Source organism: Priestia sp. KCTC 13724, from assembly GCF_056820425.1.
Map to the genome: position 1 here is coordinate 36,351 of NZ_JBXDLD010000072.1, position 18,751 is coordinate 55,101.

At 39.6% G+C, this 18,751-nt stretch carries 19 protein-coding genes; 1 reads left to right on the plus strand and 18 read right to left on the minus strand.

The features are described from left to right. Window positions 1–15: 15 nt before the first annotated feature. The gene (locus tag AC1UFB_RS10155) at window positions 16–378 is read right to left on the minus strand and encodes an Asp23/Gls24 family envelope stress response protein (RefSeq protein ID WP_025909028.1); all 363 of its coding nucleotides are present in this window, start codon (window positions 376–378) and stop codon (window positions 16–18) included. 251 nt (window positions 379–629) lie between these two features. Here AC1UFB_RS10155 and rpmB point away from each other — a divergent pair, with 251 nt between their 5' ends. After that, the gene (rpmB, locus tag AC1UFB_RS10160; RefSeq protein ID WP_025909029.1) at window positions 630–818 is read left to right on the plus strand and encodes a 50S ribosomal protein L28; all 189 of its coding nucleotides are present in this window, start codon (window positions 630–632) and stop codon (window positions 816–818) included. Window positions 819–873: 55 nt separating this feature from the next. On the opposite strand, the gene spoVM is transcribed toward rpmB, so the two are convergent. The 17 genes from spoVM to AC1UFB_RS10245 form a co-directional block, all read right to left on the minus strand. Continuing rightward, window positions 874–954 carry a stage V sporulation protein SpoVM gene (gene spoVM / locus AC1UFB_RS10165; protein ID WP_062686209.1) on the minus strand — a complete coding sequence of 27 codons (81 nt, stop codon included), beginning with the start codon at window positions 952–954 and terminating at the stop codon, window positions 874–876. A gap of 85 nt (window positions 955–1,039) precedes the next feature. Continuing rightward, window positions 1,040–1,693: a thiamine diphosphokinase gene (locus AC1UFB_RS10170; protein WP_090752673.1), complete on the minus strand. Its 654-nt coding sequence runs from the start codon at window positions 1,691–1,693 to the stop codon at window positions 1,040–1,042. 88 nt (window positions 1,694–1,781) lie between these two features. Continuing rightward, window positions 1,782–2,432, minus strand: coding sequence for a ribulose-phosphate 3-epimerase (gene rpe, locus AC1UFB_RS10175; protein WP_025909031.1), 651 nt, complete (start codon window positions 2,430–2,432; stop codon window positions 1,782–1,784). A gap of 2 nt (window positions 2,433–2,434) precedes the next feature. Then, window positions 2,435–3,316: a ribosome small subunit-dependent GTPase A gene (gene rsgA, locus AC1UFB_RS10180; protein WP_062686210.1), complete on the minus strand. Its 882-nt coding sequence runs from the start codon at window positions 3,314–3,316 to the stop codon at window positions 2,435–2,437. Window positions 3,317–3,329: 13 nt separating this feature from the next. After that, the gene (gene pknB, locus AC1UFB_RS10185; RefSeq protein ID WP_062686212.1) at window positions 3,330–5,291 is read right to left on the minus strand and encodes a Stk1 family PASTA domain-containing Ser/Thr kinase; all 1,962 of its coding nucleotides are present in this window, start codon (window positions 5,289–5,291) and stop codon (window positions 3,330–3,332) included. Between the two features lie 5 nt (window positions 5,292–5,296). Then, window positions 5,297–6,040, minus strand: coding sequence for a Stp1/IreP family PP2C-type Ser/Thr phosphatase (locus AC1UFB_RS10190; protein WP_328100914.1), 744 nt, complete (start codon window positions 6,038–6,040; stop codon window positions 5,297–5,299). A gap of 4 nt (window positions 6,041–6,044) precedes the next feature. Further along, the gene (gene rlmN, locus AC1UFB_RS10195; protein WP_062686216.1) at window positions 6,045–7,139 is read right to left on the minus strand and encodes a dual-specificity RNA methyltransferase RlmN; all 1,095 of its coding nucleotides are present in this window, start codon (window positions 7,137–7,139) and stop codon (window positions 6,045–6,047) included. Between the two features lie 2 nt (window positions 7,140–7,141). Then, window positions 7,142–8,482 (minus strand): 16S rRNA (cytosine(967)-C(5))-methyltransferase RsmB, encoded by a 1,341-nt coding sequence (gene rsmB / locus AC1UFB_RS10200; protein ID WP_025909036.1) that lies wholly within the window; start codon window positions 8,480–8,482, stop codon window positions 7,142–7,144. Further along, window positions 8,475–9,413 carry a methionyl-tRNA formyltransferase gene (gene fmt / locus AC1UFB_RS10205; protein ID WP_062686218.1) on the minus strand — a complete coding sequence of 313 codons (939 nt, stop codon included), beginning with the start codon at window positions 9,411–9,413 and terminating at the stop codon, window positions 8,475–8,477. The genes rsmB and fmt overlap by 8 nt, the downstream gene beginning before the upstream one ends. Before the next feature lie 9 nt (window positions 9,414–9,422). Beyond that, window positions 9,423–9,896: a peptide deformylase gene (gene def / locus AC1UFB_RS10210; RefSeq protein WP_061784601.1), complete on the minus strand. Its 474-nt coding sequence runs from the start codon at window positions 9,894–9,896 to the stop codon at window positions 9,423–9,425. A 69-nt stretch (window positions 9,897–9,965) separates the two neighbouring features. After that, window positions 9,966–12,380, minus strand: coding sequence for a primosomal protein N' (priA, locus tag AC1UFB_RS10215; RefSeq protein WP_062686222.1), 2,415 nt, complete (start codon window positions 12,378–12,380; stop codon window positions 9,966–9,968). Beyond that, entirely contained in the window at window positions 12,377–13,594 is a 1,218-nt protein-coding gene (gene coaBC, locus AC1UFB_RS10220; protein WP_062686224.1) for a bifunctional phosphopantothenoylcysteine decarboxylase/phosphopantothenate--cysteine ligase CoaBC, read from the minus strand. The genes priA and coaBC overlap by 4 nt, the downstream gene beginning before the upstream one ends. A 150-nt stretch (window positions 13,595–13,744) precedes the next feature. Continuing rightward, window positions 13,745–13,966 (minus strand): DNA-directed RNA polymerase subunit omega, encoded by a 222-nt coding sequence (gene rpoZ / locus AC1UFB_RS10225; RefSeq protein ID WP_025909041.1) that lies wholly within the window; start codon window positions 13,964–13,966, stop codon window positions 13,745–13,747. Continuing rightward, window positions 13,967–14,581 (minus strand): guanylate kinase, encoded by a 615-nt coding sequence (gene gmk, locus AC1UFB_RS10230; RefSeq protein WP_025909042.1) that lies wholly within the window; start codon window positions 14,579–14,581, stop codon window positions 13,967–13,969. Between the two features lie 13 nt (window positions 14,582–14,594). Further along, the gene (gene remA, locus AC1UFB_RS10235) at window positions 14,595–14,855 is read right to left on the minus strand and encodes an extracellular matrix/biofilm regulator RemA (RefSeq protein WP_025909043.1); all 261 of its coding nucleotides are present in this window, start codon (window positions 14,853–14,855) and stop codon (window positions 14,595–14,597) included. A gap of 56 nt (window positions 14,856–14,911) precedes the next feature. Further along, on the minus strand, window positions 14,912–15,787 hold the full coding sequence (locus AC1UFB_RS10240) for a YicC/YloC family endoribonuclease (RefSeq protein ID WP_482589134.1): 876 nt from the start codon (window positions 15,785–15,787) through the stop codon (window positions 14,912–14,914). A 151-nt stretch (window positions 15,788–15,938) separates the two neighbouring features. Beyond that, window positions 15,939–18,617, minus strand: coding sequence for a calcium-translocating P-type ATPase, SERCA-type (locus AC1UFB_RS10245; RefSeq protein ID WP_062686226.1), 2,679 nt, complete (start codon window positions 18,615–18,617; stop codon window positions 15,939–15,941). Between the last annotated feature and the right edge of the window lie 134 nt (window positions 18,618–18,751).

Consider the following 18,751-nt stretch of genomic DNA (forward strand, 5'->3'; position numbering starts at 1 on the left):
AATCTTCCTCCTTAATTACACGTTCGTTACACGAACACCCTGCACGTAAATATTTACTGAGTCAACCGTTAGACCCACTGTTTGTTCTAGCGTATATTTCACTTTAGTCTGTACGTTATGAGCAATTTCTGAGATTTTCGTTCCATAACTAACAATGATATACATATCAATATGTACTTCATCATTTTCTTGCCTTACGATAATACCCCGTGTAAAGTTTTCTTTACGAAGAATGTCAGTAAGACCATCTTTAATTTGATTCTTAGAAGCCATGCCGATGATGCCATAGCAGTCAATAGCTGCCCCTCCAGCAATCGTTGCAATTACGTCTGTGGAGATATCAATTTGACCGTACTTAGTTTTCATTTCGATGGACATACTTTTTCCCCTTTCTATACATAGGCTAATAAATATTTTACTATAACCAATCTCTTTTTAAAAGAACATTCCCTAATTACCCAAATTTAACTCTCTTTATTATTGAACATACATTCAATTTATATGTCAAGGAAAATTTCTTGAAAGCTTTTGTTGAGAAGTATTGCATTATAAAGAATGCTGTGATAAATTAATATAGTATTTCTCAAAAAGCAGAATTGAGTAGTTTTTTTGTGTTAGGAGGGAAAACTATGGCACGCAAATGTGTAATCACTGGCAGAAAAGCTCGTTCAGGTAATGCACGTTCTCACGCTATGAACGCTACAAAGCGTAAATGGGGTGCTAACGTTCAAAAAGTACGTATCCTTGTGGACGGTAAACCAAAACGTGTATACGTATCAGCTAGAGCCCTTAAATCAGGTAAAGTTGAGCGCGTTTAATTTTCGATAACGAAAAAGCACCATGTATATGGTGCTTCTTTTATTATCTTGCTTTTTAATCTTTTTTAAATGAATTTAGCACGACCTTTACAATACCACCTAAAAACTTTGGAAGTTTAATCGTATAAAATTTCATACTACTCCTCCTCACCATTTCCACCATTCATCTACTTTTAATGGACTACCTTCATCCATTCTTCCATCAACATTATTAAAGTCTTTTACAAGCAATCTGCATCATTGCTTCTTATCATCATTAATATGCCTGTAGTAAATGAAAAAGTACCTCTTTGTGCAAGAAGTTCGTTACTTATACATAAAGTAGAGCCAAGTTCTACATAGTGGTTTGTTAGGGGATACTTAAAGCCTGTTAGCGTAAGGTTTTCAACACCGCCAGCATAAGGAACAAACGAGACGTATTTCGCTTGAGTTCTTACTTCAATTTCATGCGTTCCAGGAGAGAACAATTGAATGCTATTTTGCTTGTCAATTAGCTCTACCTTCACGTTTTCTTGCAGGCTTTTATACAGAAGCTGAATGGCTCCAAACGTATGATCAATTCTACCGCCCGTAGCTCCAAAAACCCGAATGTACGCAGGTTTTTTAGACACAGCCCACTCAACCGCCAGCTCTAAATCCGTTGCATCTTTTTCAGAAGGATAAACATGTAAATCTTGCAGCCGATCCTGAATAGCCTTCAGCTGCTCTTCATTGATGGAGTCAAAGTCTCCAAACGCTTCATCAGGAATAATCCCCTGCTCAAGAAGAGTGAACACACCGCGATCTACACCTATCCACTTATCACACGCCTTCCACTTGTGAAGTTCCGGCACATAATTATCCGGACCTCCTGCCAAAATATGAATAATAATGATAAGCCACCCTTTCTATTTATGAATTATTTAAAAAAGTTGCCAAGGAAAAGCAGATTTCACTCCTCCTTTGACAACTTTTGTAGACTCTTTATATAGTTGAACGAATTCGATCAATTGCCGCTGCGCGGTCTTCTTGATCATAAATAGCTGAGCCAGCTACTAAAACGTTTGCTCCAGCTTCTACGCATTTTTTTGCTGTTTCTTCGTTTACTCCACCATCTACTTCCACTTCAATAGATAGCTGACGAATTTCAATAAGCTGCGAGATTTGTTCAATTTTCGGTAGTACGCTATTAATAAACTTTTGGCCTCCAAAACCTGGATTAACCGTCATTAATAAAATTAGGTCGATGTCTTCTAACACGTGCTTTACAACATCAATTGGAGTAGCTGGATTTAACGCAATTCCAACTTTCATACCATGTTCTTTAATCAATTGAATCGTACGATGTAAATGCGTACAAGCTTCTGCATGCACAGTTAAAATATCAGCACCTGCTTTTGCAAACATCGGAATATACGCATCAGGGTTACCAATCATTAAGTGAACATCTAGCGGAAGAGATGTAATTGGACGAATTGCTTCTACAATTAAAGGACCAATTGTAATGTTAGGAACAAAATGGCCATCCATTACATCCACATGAATATAATCAGCTCCACCAGCTTCTACTTCACGAATTTCTTCTCCTAATTTAGAAAAATTAGCTGATAAGATGGAAGGTGCAATTTTTGTCATGTTTAATACCTCGGCTTTCTTTGCTTGATTTCTTCAACAAACTGCAAATAATGCTCATAACGGTAAGCAGGAATTGCTTGGTTCTCCACTGCCTGCTTAACTGCACATTTTGGTTCTTTCACATGCAGACATCCTCTGAACTTACAGTCTTCACTTAAGCGAGACATTTCTGGAAAGCAGTGAGAAAGTTCTTCTACCTCTAGAGTTAGAAACTCCAAGGAGCTAAAGCCCGGTGTATCTGCTACGAGTCCTTCACCAAATGAAATAAGCTCTACATGTCTGGTTGTATGCTTTCCTCGCCCTAGAGATATTGAAATATCATTTGTCTTCAGCTCTAACTCAGGCTTCAAAACGTTTAGTAACGAAGATTTACCAACTCCTGATTGTCCTGCAATGACCGTTATTTGATTTTCAAACAGCGGCTTAATTTCTGCAATACCACTTTCCATTACGGTTGATGTTAAAATTACCTCATATCCTATTTTACGATAATCTTCGGCATATTGCTCAATTAATTGTTTTTGTTTCTCTGACAACAAATCAACTTTTGAAATACAAATAACCGGCTGAATATCATTTGACTCTACCAAAGCTAAAAAGCGATCCAAAAGCACCGTACTAAAATCAGGCTCGATAGCTGAAAATACTAACAACGCTTGATCAACGTTTGAGATTGGGGGTCGCACTAACTCATTTTTACGTTCTTTAATTTCAAGTATATACCCTTCAAGCTCATTATCAGCTTGAAATACTACTTCATCGCCTACTAATGGAGTAACTTTCTTCTTTCGAAACACTCCTCTTCCGCGACACTGGGTTACTTGTCCATCATGAAGAACATAATAAAATCCACTTAAGGATTTAATAATTCTTCCTTCTGGCATAACCTCACTCCTATCATTCTTCTGGATATTCTACAGCTTTTTCTTCAATTACTTGACCATCTCGAACTACTTTGTACTTGGCTGGCTCGCCTTCTTTCACTAACACATCGAATGATTCAGTAACCGTTTCTGTAATTGTTAGTTCTTTAATAGGCACAGACATTGTATTATCTGCATCTTCTACGTAAATCTCTACTTTTTGCTCAGGATTTTTTCCTTCACTATTCTTTTCCTCATAGGGAATTGTTACTTGTACATTGACAGTTTGAGGAGGTACTTCTTCCTTCCCTAAGGAAACTTTAAACGTTAGCTTATCACCTTTTTTAATAACCGAACCAGCTTTCGGGGTTTGAGAAATAACCAAACCTTTTTCAACAGTATCAGAATATTCGTTTTCTACTGCAATTTCAAATTCTTCTTCTGCTACATAATCTCGAACGCTTTTTTCCGTCCATCCTGAGAAATCCTTCACTTTAATTTCCGGAGGTCCTTTGCTTATCCATAACGTAACGGCCGTGCTTTCTGGAACAACCTCTTCACCTTCTTTTGGACTTTGATCTAATATTGTTCCTTTGGGCTCCTCACTGTCGATTTCAATTGTTCGCACTTCACTATAATTCTGACTTTCAAGCAGCTTTTGAACTTCACTTACATCTCGGCCATTAAAGCGATCAAACGCTACTTTTGCTTTCCCAGTACTTCGATAGATAATAACAGCTGTACCTTCTTTTACCACATTTCCCGCTTTAGGTAATGTTTTAACGACATCTCCTTCTTGTACTTCGTCATCAGCTATATCCTTTGGATCTTTCACATTAAACCCTAATGATACAAGCTCAGTCACGGCTGACTCATAGTCTTCATTATGTAAATCAGGTACCGTAATATCCTTAGGCAATAGTAAAGAAGGAATAAAAGTCACAGCAGCGACGCTCGCTGCCGCTAACAATAAAAAAATGAGTGCAAGCGTTAAAATAACTTTACTTTTCTTTCTAGGCTTTTTCTTAGATTCTACTTCATTTTGATGTGTATTAGAAGGTTTACGAACAGCCGTCTTTTCCAATTCATGACCATACGGCTCATCTTTTATAATTGGAATTGCTTTTGTTACTTCATCATCATCTGGTACAATAAACTTTTGTTCATTGTGTCGAGTGGGATGAATAGCAGAGCGTAAATCTTCTTCAAATTCTTCTACCGTATTATAGCGATAAAAAGGGTCTTTTGTTGTTGCTTTCAATACAACGTTTTCTACGCTTTGTGGGATAGAAGGATTCCATTTCCTTGGTGAGGGTGTTTCCGTTTGTAAGTGCTTTAGTGCAATGGAAACAGCAGACTCTCCCGAGAATGGTACTCGCCCAGTTAACAATTCAAATAAAACAACGCCTAATGAATAAATATCGGACTTTTTATTCGCTAGACCTCCTCTTGCTTGTTCTGGAGATAGATAATGAACAGACCCTAATACAGAGTTTGTATGTGTAATAGTTGTTGAGCTTAAAGCCACGGCAATTCCAAAGTCCGTTACTTTTGCCGTATCATCATGGTCAATTAGAATATTTTGTGGTTTAATATCTCGGTGAATAATTCCATATTGATGAGCATGAGCAATTGCGGATGTAATTTGAGTCATAATATGTATCGCTTTCTCTAAAGATAACGGTGACTCTTGTAAAATATATTGCTTTAAGGTCATTCCAGGGACATATTCCATTACAATATAGTAGATGTCCTCTTCTTCTCCAACATCATAAATACTCACAATATTTGGATGAGCAATGCTTGTTGCAGATTGTGCCTCACGGTGGAAACGCTTAATAAAAGCATCGTCATTAGCAAAATCTAGCCGCAGAACTTTAATTGCCACGTCGCGATCTAAAATCATATCACGTGCTAAATAAACGTTGGCCATGCCACCTCCACCAATGACATGTAGAATTTTATAACGGTCGTTTAGCCGTCTCCCGATTAGCAACGTTCTCACCCACTTTCAGATGTAAAGTCCACAATTGCGAGTGTAATATTATCTTCTCCACCTAATTCATTAGCTAATGTAATTAAGTGTGTACCTGTTTCGTTTAGGGACGTTCCAGGTTGTAAAATGTCTTGGAGCTTCTCTTCGCTTATTTTATTGGAAAGTCCATCTGAACACAATAATAATAAATCTGTTGATTCAACTTCAACTGTTTTTACATCAAGATCTACTTTTTCTTCAGTACCTAATGCACGTAATAAAATATTTTTGCGAGGATGATGTTCCGCATCTTCTCGTGAAATTTGACCGTTTTTCACCAGCTCATTGACAAGGGAATGGTCTTCTGTAATTTGCCTAAAACCATCTTCACTGAATAAATAGCCCCGGCTATCTCCAATATTACCAATTGTACAAAATTCGGATGTGCAAATAGCTAATACGATGGTTGTGCCCATTCCTTTACATTCTTCATGTTTACTTGCATGTTGATGAATAGCTTCATTTACATTCATCACTTGTTCACGTATCCAAATAGTAGCATCATTCGGTTCATTTATAACTGGGCTACTCGTCCAGACGTCTTGCAATTTTTGAACTGCCATCGCGCTGGCTACATCTCCAGCGCGATGACCTCCCATACCATCTGCTACAATTGCAAGCACCTGGCCATGAGCATTCAAAAATACCCCTCCGTTATCTTCATTGTGTTGACGTATTCTCCCTCGGTCTGTCATAAAGACAGTTTCCATACAATCACCTCGTCTCTTCTTTACGCTCCTTCGCACGCAATTGACCACAAGCTGCATCAATATCATGACCTTGCTCACGGCGAATTGTTACGTTAACACCATGTTTTTTCAACGTACTTTCAAATTCAAAAATTTGTTCACGCGGTGTACGAACGTAATCACGCTCTGGAACATAGTTCACAGGAATTAAATTCACGTGACATTTAATGTTTTTAATAAGCGCTGCTAACTCTTCAGCATGTTCCACCTGGTCATTTACTCCACCAAACAAACCATATTCAAAACTGATACGACGACCTGTTTTGTCTGTATAGTATTTAATTGCTTCCATTAAATCAGGTAGCTTGTACGCACGGTTAATAGGCATCAATTTCGAACGAATATCGTTGTTTGGTGCATGTAGTGAAATGGCAAAATTAATTTGCATTTGCTCATCAGCAAATTTATAGATTTTAGGAATGATTCCACTTGTTGATACCGTAATATGACGCGCACCAATATTAAGACCGTTATCGTGATTAATAATTTTTAAGAAGCCCATCATTTGATCGTAGTTATCAAACGGTTCACCAATACCCATAATTACGACATGACTTACGCGTTCTCCTTGTTCATCAAGCGCTTTTTGTACTTTCACTACTTGAGCAACAATTTCGCCAGCTTCTAAGTTACGCTTTAATCCACCAAGCGTAGATGCACAGAACGTACAGCCAATGCGACAGCCAACTTGTGTTGTTACACAGATTGAGTTTCCGTACTCATGGCGCATAAGCACTGTTTCAATTGTATAACCATCGTGAAGCTCAAATAAAAATTTCATTGTTCCATCTGCAGAGGTTTGTTGAACAGCTGTTTTTAACGTAGTTAAAACAAACGCTTCATTTAACTTATCACGCAGTCCTTTTGACAAATTTGACATATCGTCAAATTCAGTTACACGCTTTACATATAGCCAGTCAAAAATCTGTTTCCCACGGAATTTTTTCTCTCCCTGAGATACTAACCATGCTTCTAACTCATGTAGTTGTAATGAGTAAATTGACGGTTTTTTATTTTCCACTTTTGTATCTTTCGTTCTTTCACTAACAGTTCCTTCCATTTTTACACCTTCTTTTGTAAACACGCAATATAAAACCCATCGCTTTCCTCGCTTGGAAGCAGTTGAATTTGTCCATGTTTAACGTTTTGTTTAAGCTTTTCTGGCATGCGTTCTGCCAAGGTAGAGTCTACCATAAATTCTGCATGATTATCGAGAAATGCATCCACTACATCTCCATTTTCATCACGATCAATCGTACATGTACTGTATACAAGCGTCCCACCCTTTTTTAAAAGTGGCGCAACAGCTGATAAAATATCAAGCTGGATTTTTGCCAATTGCTGAACGTCACGCTCGGTCTTAACATACTTTAAATCCGGCTTTCTTCGCATAACCCCGAATCCTGAGCACGGAGCATCGACTAAAATGCGATCAAACGTTTCCGCTTCAAAGCGCTCTGCCACCTTACGACTATCTTGCACCGTTGGTGAAACATTCGTAAGCTGCAAGCGCTCTGCTTGCTCAGAAATTAACTTGACTTTATGATCATGAATATCTAAAGAAATGACTTGTCCCGTATTGTTAAGCTTTTCACCGATATGAGTTGATTTCCCACCTGGTGCTGCACAGCTATCTAATATCATTTCTCCTTGTTCGACACCAAGAGCATGAGCGACAAGCATTGAACTTTCGTCCTGTACAGTAAACATCCCTTTTCTAAATGCATCTGTATATGCAGCATTTCCTTTTTGAACTTCTAAAGCTTCCTCAACAAGCTCACCGCTTTCTACAGAAATACCTTCTTCTTTAAGCTGAGCAACTACTTCAGAAACAGTGAACCTCGCTGTGTTTACGCGAAGCGTTTGCTTAGGGGACATTAGATTAGCTAAACAAATTTCACGCGTTTTGTCCAATCCATATTGTTCCACCCACCGTTTTACCAACCATAAAGGATGACTCGTTTCTACCGATAAGCGCTCGATAGGATCTTTAATCTCTTCTACGCTTGGAACTCCGTTTCGTTGCACATTACGTAAAACACCATTCACCATCGAAGCAATTCCTTTATGGCCACGCTTCTTAGCAATTTCTACTGCTTCATGAATAACTGCGCGATCAGGTACACGATCTAAGTGCAGCATCTGATAAAGAGACAAACGAAGCAATACTTTGACCCAAGGCTGAAGCTTTTTGGCTTTCGCTAAAAATGGAGCCAAACTATAGTCTAGCGTATCTCTTCTTTGAATTGTACCATATACAATCTCTGTTAAGAGACCGGCATCTTTCCCTTGAACACCGTACTTTTGAATACTTTTATTTAACAACAAGTTACTGAAAGCCTGATTTTTTTCAATCGAAAGTAAAATATCAAGCGCGATATCACGAACGTTATATTTACTCATTATGAGCTCCTAACACAGCTCCTACTTCAATGCCATTCCCGCGTAAGAACTGCGCGGCTTCCATTCTCTTTTTCCCAGATGGTTGAAGCTCTGTAATTTTAATTCCTGTACGGTTTCCTGTCGCCACGATAAATCCATCTTTTTCAAGGGATACTACCTTCCCCGGATCTCCTTCTGCAGCAACTTTTTCTCCCCACCAAACTTTCATCACTTGACCATCTAGCGTCGTATACGCCACTGGCCAAGGGTGAAGACCGCGGATGTGGTTATAAATTTCCTCACCGCTTCGCGTCCAATCAATTTTTTCTTGTTCGCGCTTTATGTTAAACGCAAATGTGGCTTCATCTTCGTTCTGCTTTATTGGCGTTAGATTGCCTGATACGAGGGCTGGAATAGTTTCAGATAATAATTTAGCTCCCGCTTCGCTTAGTTTATCGTGCAGTGTTCCAACATGGTCTTTTTCTTCAATAGGCACTTCGACTTTCGTCAAAATATCACCGGCATCTAGCTTTTCGACCATATACATAATCGTTACGCCAGTTTTGGGCTTCCCTTGTAAAATAGAATAATGAATCGGTGCTCCTCCTCTAAGCTCAGGCAGCAACGATGCATGGACATTAATACAGCCATATTTCGGCGCTTCTAAAATTTGTGTTGGTAAAATTTGTCCAAACGCTGCCGTTACAATTAAGTCAGGGTTATATGCCAATACTTCACTGTACGCTTCTTCTAAACGAATTTTTTCTGGTTGCAGCACTGGAATGCCATGCTTTTGTGCCTCTACTTTCACTGGTGGTGGAGTCATAACTCTTTTTCTTCCTTTTGGACGATCAGGCTGTGTTACAACGGCCACTACTTCATATCCATCTTTAATTAAAGTCTGCAATACCGGTACGGAAAAATCCGGTGTTCCCATAAACACAACTTTCATTTTAAATTCCTACCCTTCTAGTTCTCCATCTTCATAATAACGCGATACTTTCTCAGTAAAAAGTACCCCGTGTAAATGGTCAATTTCATGCTGAATGGCACGAGCTAAAAAACCCTTTGCTTCCATTACAAATACTTTTCCACGACGATTATGTGCTCGTACTTTCACATAATCAGCGCGAGTTACGTCACCAAAAAGGCCCGGAAAACTTAAGCAGCCTTCAGGACCAGTTTGTTGACCATGCTTTTCAAGAATGACTGGGTTAACCAATTCAATTTTTCCGTGTCGATCTCCTATATCAACCACTGCTACTTGCTGTAATACACCAACCTGTGGAGCAGCAAGTCCTACTCCATCTGCTTCAAGCATTAAATCATACATGCCATTGATTAACTTAGCTAATTTATTATCAAACACTGTGACAGGTTCACACTTTGTCTCTAATACTTCATCGGGATGGTAAACTAGCTTTAATTTAGCCAAATTACTCCCTCCTTCAACTCTTTCTATTTATATCCAAAACTGCAGTCATTTAACGTTTTAGTTGTCGATTTACATCATTGAATAAGGGTGTAAATCAATCGTAATCGTTAATTGTTCCTGCTGCATTTGATCTTGGTACTGGTTCACTACATATTTTAAAGCTGGTATCATATTTGGTTCCAGCTTGTATTTTATCATGCATTGATATCGATATCTATCTTTTATCTTAGCAATTGGAGAGGCAACAGGTCCTAAAATAACGGCTTGCGGAGAGAGCTTTTGTCTTAAATACTGCGATATTTTCCCAGTCACAGACACCACTTTTGCCACGTTTTCATGTGAGACAGTTACCAACGCCAAATAAAAGAACGGTGGATAACGATGAGCTTGTCTAAGCTTCATTTCCTCAAGATAAAAAGTATCATAGTCGTGCTGACTTGCTAACTGAATGCTGTAATGCTCAGGAGCATAGGTTTGAATAACGACTTCACCAGGCAAGTGGTGACGTCCCGCTCTTCCGCTTACTTGTGTAAGGAGCTGAAACGTTTTTTCAGCAGCTCGAAAGTCAGGAAGGTTCAACATCGTATCTGCTGATAACACCCCAACAAGCGTTACGTTTGGAAAGTCTAAACCTTTAGCAATCATTTGCGTACCTAATAAAATCTGCGCTTCTCCATTTCCAAACTTTGTTAGGAGCTTTTCATGCGCCCCTTTTCGGCTTGTTGTGTCAACATCCATTCGAATGACAGACGCTTCAGGCAACACCTTTCCAAGCTCTTCTTCCACCTTTTGCGTCCCTGATCCAAAAAAGCGAATATGGTCGCTTTCGCACTCTGGACAAGCCGTTTGAGTTAGCTCTTCATAGCCACAGTAATGACATTTCATTCGGTTTTGGTAGCGGTGATATGTCAATGAAATTTCACAGTGCGGACACGAAGGAACATATCCACAGTCACGGCACATAACAAAAGATGAGTGCCCTCTCTTATTTAAGAACAATACAATTTGTTCTCGTCTTTCAAGGCGCTCACGTATTTTTTCAAGAAGAAGCGTAGAGAACATTGACCGGTTTCCATCGCGGAGCTCTTCACGCATATCTACAATATCTACTTTTGGAAGAGCTGATTTATTCATTCGTTCGCGTAGTGGCAGAAGTTTATAAACCCCTTTTTGAGCACGTGCAAATGACTCTAGTGTCGGGGTTGCACTTCCTAAAATTACTGGACAGTTGTGAAATTCTGCGCGTTTAATTGCCACATCGCGCGCGTGATACCTGGGATTCTCCTCTTGCTTATAGCTCGTTTCATGCTCTTCATCAATGATGATGATGCCCACATGTTGAAACGGAGCAAAGATAGCCGACCTTGCCCCTACGACTACGGATACCTCTTTGCGCTGAATTTTACGCCACTCATCGTATTTCTCACCGGCCGACAAACCGCTATGCATCACAGCTACCTTCGAACCGAATCGCTCTTTAAATCTTTTGACCATTTGAGGCGTTAGTGATATTTCTGGAACAAGCATAATTGCTTCTTTCCCCTGTTTCAACACTTGATCAATTGACTGTAAATACACTTCCGTTTTACCGCTTCCAGTTACACCATACATGAGAAAAACATCGTGTTCATGGTTCTCAATATCGCGCAGGATTGGCTTGATAGCAGCCGATTGCTCATCTGTTAACGAAAAAGGTTTTGAAGGAATAAAATCACGATTGGCATACGGGTCTCGATAAATCTCCATATCAACCTCGTGAAGCAATCCTTTTGAAACTAATCCTTTAATAGGTGCACTCGTTACGTTAAGCACAGTCATAATGTCTCTTTGTGCTACTACTTCTTCTTGCACAAGCATAAATTCAAGCACTTGCTTTTGCTTTTCAGCTTGTTTAGGCAACTCTTGGAGCAGCTGTTTGACATGTTCAGGCGGCTGAGCTAAACGAAGAGCTTTCACGGTCTTTTTATTCCCTTTACTTTTGACTAAATATACAACTTCTAAGAGTCCTTTTTGAATATCGCGATAAAAGCTATTTACAGACTCTGATTTCTCAATGTCGCTCCACATCACTTCGGAAGTATGTTGAAAGTACGGCTGAACCTTTGAGTGAAGCTGTGAACTTTCTACTCCTGGTTGAAGCAATATCTTTTTGTCATATTTTGCTTTCATCGCAGCAGGGAGCATTACTTGAAAAGCAGATATTTTAAAGCAAAGCGTTTTTTCAGTGAGCCAATGACCTAGCTCTAATAGTTCAGGCGTTAACACAGGTGTTAAATCAAGCAGCTCAGCGATTGGCTTCGTTCGCTTTACATCTGTTTCTAATTTAACGTCTACAACAAACCCCTGCACCTTGCGCGGGCCAAACGGAACGATTACCCGCATTCCTGGGACAAGAATTTCTCTCCACTGTTGAGGAATCGAGTAATCGAATGCTCGGTCTGTCTGCTTCGCTGCTACGTCAACAATTACGCTAGCAAAATTCATTGTCGAACACTCTCTAGCAGCTGCTTCACTTCTTCTAATAAAACTTTAGCGACAGATGATTTAGACATAAGAGGAAGCTGCCTTTGCTCACCGTTTCGCTTATAAAATTTTACGATATTCGTATCTGTTCCAAAACCTGCACCTTCACTTGTTACGTTGTTAGCGACAATCATATCTAGATTTTTGCTTTCGAGCTTCTTTTGAGCATATAAGTCTACCTGTTCTGTTTCTGCTGCAAATCCAACGAGCACCTGATTGTAATCTTTATAATCTCCGAGCGTTTTTAAAATGTCAGTAGTGCGCTCCAACTCTAGTACTGCCTCTCCCGTCTGCTTCTTCATCTTTTGCTGATGAACATGCTTTGGACGATAGTCAGCAACTGCCGCGGATTTAATGACAACATCCATATCCGTATAATGCTTCATCACCGCTTCAAACATCTGCTGTGCACTCTCGATTTGAACTGTTTTGACGTTAACGGGTGGCGTCAGCTGTGTTGGCCCAGATATAAGCGTTACGTTGGCTCCTTGCTTCGCTGCTTCTTCTGCGATAGCATAGCCCATTTTCCCAGTCGAACGATTAGTAAAGAAACGTACAGGATCCACTCGTTCAACCGTTGGCCCTGCTGTAACTAAAACATTCGTACCTTTTAGCGCTTGAGGTGGCTTTTGGTCATAAAAATAAGACTGTAGAAGACTAACAATTGTTTCAGGTTCTTCTAACCTTCCTTTCCCAACATAACCACATGCTAAATAACCCTCTCCAGGCTCCACAAACTGATAGCCAAATGAAGCTAATGTTTGCATGTTCTTTTTTACAGCTGGATGATCGTACATATGAACATTCATTGCTGGAGCAATCCAAACTGGAGCTGTGGCAGCAAGAAGAGTAGTTAAAATCATATCATCAGCAATTCCATTTGCTAATTTCCCTATCATATTAGCAGTAGCAGGTGCGACAAGAATTAAATCTGGCCAATCTGCTAAGTCAATATGTGCAATAACAGCCGGATCTTTTTCATCAAATGTATCTGTGTATACAGGATTTCTTGAAAGTGCTTGAAATGTTAACGGCGTAACAAACTCACGAGCAGAATCTGTCATAATGACTTTCACTTCGGCTCCTGCTTGTACTAACTTACTGGTTAAAGCCGATGCCTTATAAACAGCAATTCCACCACTAACACATAATAAAATTCGTTTTCCTTTCAACATCGTTACCCATACTCCCATCTTTTTATCTACTGAACAACCTTTACAATGTCCATATTATAACATGTTCAAGAATAGAAGTTGATTTTGACAAACCCTCTTTCTAACAGAAAAAAATAACAACCTACTGCGAATAGGTTGTTATTTTAACAATTATCTTTCTTCATTCTCATCTTTTGAAGGTACGTGCGTATACGTAAGTTGTTCTGAGTTGATTTCTTCTAATGCACAACCTACTAATTTATGAGATACAGGTCTTTGGATTGTTGTATCATTATGCATTTGAAGTTGACGTGCGCGCTTTGCAGCTACTGTTACTAGCGTATATTTAGAATCTAAACGTTGCATTAATGAATCAATTGACGGATAAAGCATTTATTCTACCTCCAACATTCTTTTATAGCGTGCAGATACACGGTCGCGGCGGCAATGCTCTGCCGTGACAATTGCTTGAATACGTGCACATGCATTTTCTACCTTGTCATTTTCTACTACATAATCGTATGCATCCATAAGCTCAATTTCTTCTTTTGCTACACGCATACGGTTGTTAATTAAATCTTCTGTTTCTGTACCGCGGTTTACAATACGACTCTTCAACTCTGATAAGCTTGGTGGTGCTAAGAAAATAAACAATCCTTCTGGAAATGCTTCTTTCACTTGAAGAGCACCTTGAACCTCAATTTCTAAAAAGACATCTTTCCCTGAAGCTAACGTTTCTTCGACGTAGTCAATTGGTGTACCGTAGTAGTTCCCTACGTACTCTGCCCACTCTAGAAGCTTTTTATTTTCAATCATGTGCTCAAATTCTTCGCGCTCTTTAAAGAAATAATCCACACCATCAACTTCGCCTTCACGTGGACGACGCGTTGTTGCTGAAATAGAGTACTGAAGTTTAATATCTTCTTGTTCAAATAATGCTTTTCTTACCGTTCCTTTTCCAACACCTGACGGTCCGGAAAGAACGATTAATAAACCTCTTTCAATCATTGGTTTATACGCCCTACCCTTCTACTAATTCTTCTTTATTCACAAGTCTTTGTGCTACAGTTTCCGGTTGAACAGGAGCTAAAATAATATGATTACTGTCCATTACAATCACAGCTCGGGTTTTTCTTCCCTGCGTGGCATCAATTAAACTTCCGCGATCCTTCGCTTCTTGCACAATTCGTTTAATTGGTGCTGATTCCGGCTGAACGACAGAAATGATGCGATTAGAAGAAATAAAATTTCCAAATCCAACATTAATTAATTTACCGCTCATACAAAGCCCCCTACTGTATCCATATTGTGTCCGTCTATTCTGAAGGCTACTAGTAACTATTCAATATTTTGAACTTGTTCTTTCAAACGCTCTAGCTGCGTTTTCATATCGATGACACATTGAGCAATCTTACCATTATTCGCTTTCGCTCCAATTGTGTTCATTTCTCGATTTAACTCTTGCACAAGAAAATCAAGCTTTCTCCCGATAACATCGGTTGTATCAATTGTTTGAAAGAACTGAGTAAGATGACTGTGAATACGGGTTAATTCTTCATTAACGTCTGCTTTTTCAGCGAAAATAGCCACTTCTGCTAGCACTCGCTGTTCATCGATTGTACCTTCAAGATAGTCGGTTAATCTTTTTCTCAAGCGATCCTCATATTGCTCACTAACAGTCGGTGCAAGCGATTCTACTTCGTTGCGAAGCTGCTGGATGTTGGTGAGGTGCTGAACTAAATCTTGATATAATTCTTGCCCCTCTTTTTCACGCATCGTTAGCAGCTGACCTACTGCTTGTTCAACCGCTGTAAAAACCAGCTGGTGAATTGATGTTTGGTCTACTTCTTCTTCAGAAGTCGTCATTACGTCAGGCATATGCAGAATATCTTGAATTTCAACAGACTTGGAAAGCTGGTGACGCTCGCTAATTTCTTGGAAAGCTTTCATATACTCACCTAGCAACTCCCAATCCGTTTGTAACGTCTTTTTAGCTAATCCTTCACCTGAAATCGTAACAAATACTTCTACTCTACCACGTTTTATGTATGTTTGAATGATTTTTTTTATTTTATCTTCAATTTCCATTAATTGCCTTGGCATTCGCACAGTAATTTCACAAAAGCGATGATTTACCGATTTCATTTCTACCGTTACCGCTTGAACCTCATTATCTGCTCGTCCTCGGCCAAAACCTGTCATACTTCTTATCATTATCATCACATCCACTATGTACATCTTACAAAAAAAAAGAAATAAAAGAAAGTGTTACTCAAAAAAAGAGTAAAAGCAATGTACCTCACTCATTAAAAGCTGGTGAAAGCAAACCGTATGCTTCCACCAGTGCTTATTACTATATCATTAATTACGATTTTTTTCTTGTTAAAAGTGATCCCGCTAATAAAAATGTTGGAACACTTGCTAAACCTAAAATAATTAACCATTCCCTTGGCGCAATAGCCATCGTATGGAAGATTGGTTGTAAAGGTGGATAATAAATAACAACTAGCATTAGCAAAATTGATGAAATAACCGCACCAACTAAGTAAAGATTTTCAAAAGGATTCCGGTCGAAAATGGACTTCTCACTTCGACAGTCAAACACATGAATTAGCTGGGCCATGACAAGCGTAGCAAATGCTATCGTTTGAGCGTATTGTAAGTTATCAGGGTTGTTATCATAGACAATAATAAACGCAGCAAGGGTCGCTATTCCAATTAAAAACCCTCTACTTACTACCTTCCAACCAAGTCCGCGTGCAAACACCCCTTCTTTTGGATGCCTTGGTCTACGCTTCATTACATCGTCTTCAGGTTGATCTAACCCCAATGCCATCGCCGGAAGGCCATCCGTCACTAAGTTGACCCATAATATTTGAATGGGTACTAATGGAAGCGGCAGAGCTAGAATCATGGCAAACAACATTACAAGTATTTCTCCTACATTAGAAGCAAGTAGGTATCGGATGAATTTTCGAATATTTTCATAAATGTTTCGCCCTTCTTTAATCGCTGATTTAATCGTTGCAAAGTTATCATCTAGTAGCACCAGCGCTGAGGCTTCTTTAGCAACGTCCGTTCCTGTAATTCCCATTGCTATGCCAATGTCGGCTGCTTTAATTGCAGGTGCGTCGTTTACACCGTCACCTGTCATAGCCACAACGTGGTCTTTTGCTTGTAACGCTTTAACAATCTTTAATTTATGCTCAGGCGATACGCGTGCATAAACATATACATCATCTACTACGTCTTCAAGCTCCGACTGTGACATTGTATTTAACGTATGGCCTTCTAGTACTCGTCCTCCCTTTGGTAAAATCCCAAGCTGCTTGGCAATCGCTTCAGCGGTTATCACATGATCTCCTGTAATCATAACCGTTTTAATGCCAGCATCTCGGCATTCTTTTACAGCCTGCTTTACTTCAGGTCGTGGAGGGTCAATCATCCCTTGAAGTCCTAAAAACACAAGCTCTTTTTCAGCTGCTTGTTCAGTAGTAATGGTTTCGTACGATTCAAGCGGGCGATAAGCAACCGCAATCGTTCGAAGTGCCTGGCTCGCTAGAGAATGGATGGCGTTTTGCACTTCTTCACGACCGCTAGGAGACAGCTGTTGATGACGATTTTCCCATACAATTGACTTGCTATTTGTTAGTAGAATATCTGGTGCACCCTTTGTCACCACATAGCGCTTGTTATCCTTGCCTTCTATCACCACACTCATCATCTTCCTAGTAGAATCAAAGGGAAACTCTTCAATAACTTTAAAGTCTCCTTTTACATTTTGACGGGTAAAGTTCGCTTTCATTGCGGCTACAACTAAAGCGGCTTCTGTAGGATCACCATCGACTACATAATCTTTGTCTTTTTTCGTAACCGTTGTTTGATTACATAATAGGCCGAACAGCAACAGCTGCTGCAGCGGTTTTTCTCGACTAACATTAACTTCTTTCCCCTCAGCAGAAAACGTACCGCTTGGGTCATAGCCTGTTCCAGATAAATTCCACGTTTTCCCACCTGACCACAAGTGAGTAACGGTCATCTTGTTTTGAGTAAGCGTTCCCGTTTTATCTGAGCAAATAACAGATGCACAGCCCAGTGTTTCAACAGCTGGAAGCTTCCGAACAATGGATTTTTGTTTAATCATTCGCTGAACGCCCAATGATAAAGCAACGGTTACAATTGCTGGCAATCCTTCTGGAATTGCAGCAACGGCTAGTGATACGCCTGCTAAGAACATCGTATATAAATCATGCCCTTGCAAGACACCAATTCCCACTACAAGAACAGTTAATAAAAGCGCAACAATAATGAGAATTTTCCCAAGCTGCTCAAGTTTTCGTTGCAGTGGGGTAATGACTGCTTCTGCATTTTGTAATAAGTCGGCGATTTGTCCCATGGCAGTCTTCATACCTGTCCCTACTACAACTCCAACACCGCTTCCACGCGTCACAAGCGTCCCCATAAATGCCATGTTCTCTTGATCTCCAAGTGGAATTTCATTTCCTTCTAATACGCGCGTATACTTTGGAACAGGGACAGATTCACCTGTCAGCGCTGATTCTTCAATTTCTAAACTTTTAGCATCAATAAGACGAATATCAGCACCAATCCGATCACCACTTCCAAACTTGACAATGTCTCCCACTACCAGTTCTCTAGAAAGAGTCTTTGACCACTTACCGTCTCGTAAAGCAAGTACCTGCGGCGCCGATAATTCCTTCAGTGCATTAAGGGACTTTTCAGCACGACGTTCTTGAAAGAATCCAAGAAACCCATTAATCACGACAATCGCAATAATGGCAATAGCATCAATATACTCTCCTAATAAGCCCGATATTAGCGTAGCTGCTAATAAAACCAAAACCATAAAATCTTTAAACTGTTCCAAGAATACGAGCAGCGCAGACTGCTTTTCACCTTCAGCAAGCTCATTGAAACCTTCTTGCTTTTGCCTCAATGCGACTTCTTTTGCAGTTAATCCATTTTCTTTATCTGTTTTTGTCACTTCTAATGTTGCTCGCTCACTCAGCTCATACCATTTCATCGCATTCCTTCACACCCTTTTGTTTGTAAATGAGTCACATAGATTGTTACAATGTTATATCGTATGCTTATTCAGACTCGTCCTAAAAAATGCTATACTTTTACGAAGGACTATTTTTGAAACATTAAAGGATG

What these genes read in the sequence shown, in the direction of transcription:
- rlmN (WP_062686216.1), bottom strand. Translation starts at nt 7,139, where the DNA reads ATGGAAGGAACTGTTAGTGAAAGAACGAAAGATACAAAAGTGGAAAAT.
- spoVM (WP_062686209.1), bottom strand. Translation starts at nt 954, where the DNA reads ATGAAATTTTATACGATTAAACTTCCAAAGTTTTTAGGTGGTATTGTA.
- fmt (WP_062686218.1), bottom strand. Translation starts at nt 9,413, where the DNA reads ATGAAAGTTGTGTTTATGGGAACACCGGATTTTTCCGTACCGGTATTG.
- gmk (WP_025909042.1), bottom strand. Translation starts at nt 14,581, where the DNA reads ATGATTGAAAGAGGTTTATTAATCGTTCTTTCCGGACCGTCAGGTGTT.
- rpe (WP_025909031.1), bottom strand. Translation starts at nt 2,432, where the DNA reads ATGACAAAAATTGCACCTTCCATCTTATCAGCTAATTTTTCTAAATTA.
- rsgA (WP_062686210.1), bottom strand. Translation starts at nt 3,316, where the DNA reads ATGCCAGAAGGAAGAATTATTAAATCCTTAAGTGGATTTTATTATGTT.
- rpoZ (WP_025909041.1), bottom strand. Translation starts at nt 13,966, where the DNA reads ATGCTTTATCCGTCAATTGATTCATTAATGCAACGTTTAGATTCTAAA.
- AC1UFB_RS10245 (WP_062686226.1), bottom strand. Translation starts at nt 18,617, where the DNA reads ATGAAATGGTATGAGCTGAGTGAGCGAGCAACATTAGAAGTGACAAAA.
- rsmB (WP_025909036.1), bottom strand. Translation starts at nt 8,482, where the DNA reads ATGAGTAAATATAACGTTCGTGATATCGCGCTTGATATTTTACTTTCG.
- priA (WP_062686222.1), bottom strand. Translation starts at nt 12,380, where the DNA reads ATGAATTTTGCTAGCGTAATTGTTGACGTAGCAGCGAAGCAGACAGAC.
- AC1UFB_RS10155 (WP_025909028.1), bottom strand. Translation starts at nt 378, where the DNA reads ATGTCCATCGAAATGAAAACTAAGTACGGTCAAATTGATATCTCCACA.
- coaBC (WP_062686224.1), bottom strand. Translation starts at nt 13,594, where the DNA reads ATGTTGAAAGGAAAACGAATTTTATTATGTGTTAGTGGTGGAATTGCT.
- AC1UFB_RS10190 (WP_328100914.1), bottom strand. Translation starts at nt 6,040, where the DNA reads ATGGAAACTGTCTTTATGACAGACCGAGGGAGAATACGTCAACACAAT.
- remA (WP_025909043.1), bottom strand. Translation starts at nt 14,855, where the DNA reads ATGAGCGGTAAATTAATTAATGTTGGATTTGGAAATTTTATTTCTTCT.
- AC1UFB_RS10240 (WP_482589134.1), bottom strand. Translation starts at nt 15,787, where the DNA reads ATGATAAGAAGTATGACAGGTTTTGGCCGAGGACGAGCAGATAATGAG.
- rpmB (WP_025909029.1), top strand. Translation starts at nt 630, where the DNA reads ATGGCACGCAAATGTGTAATCACTGGCAGAAAAGCTCGTTCAGGTAAT.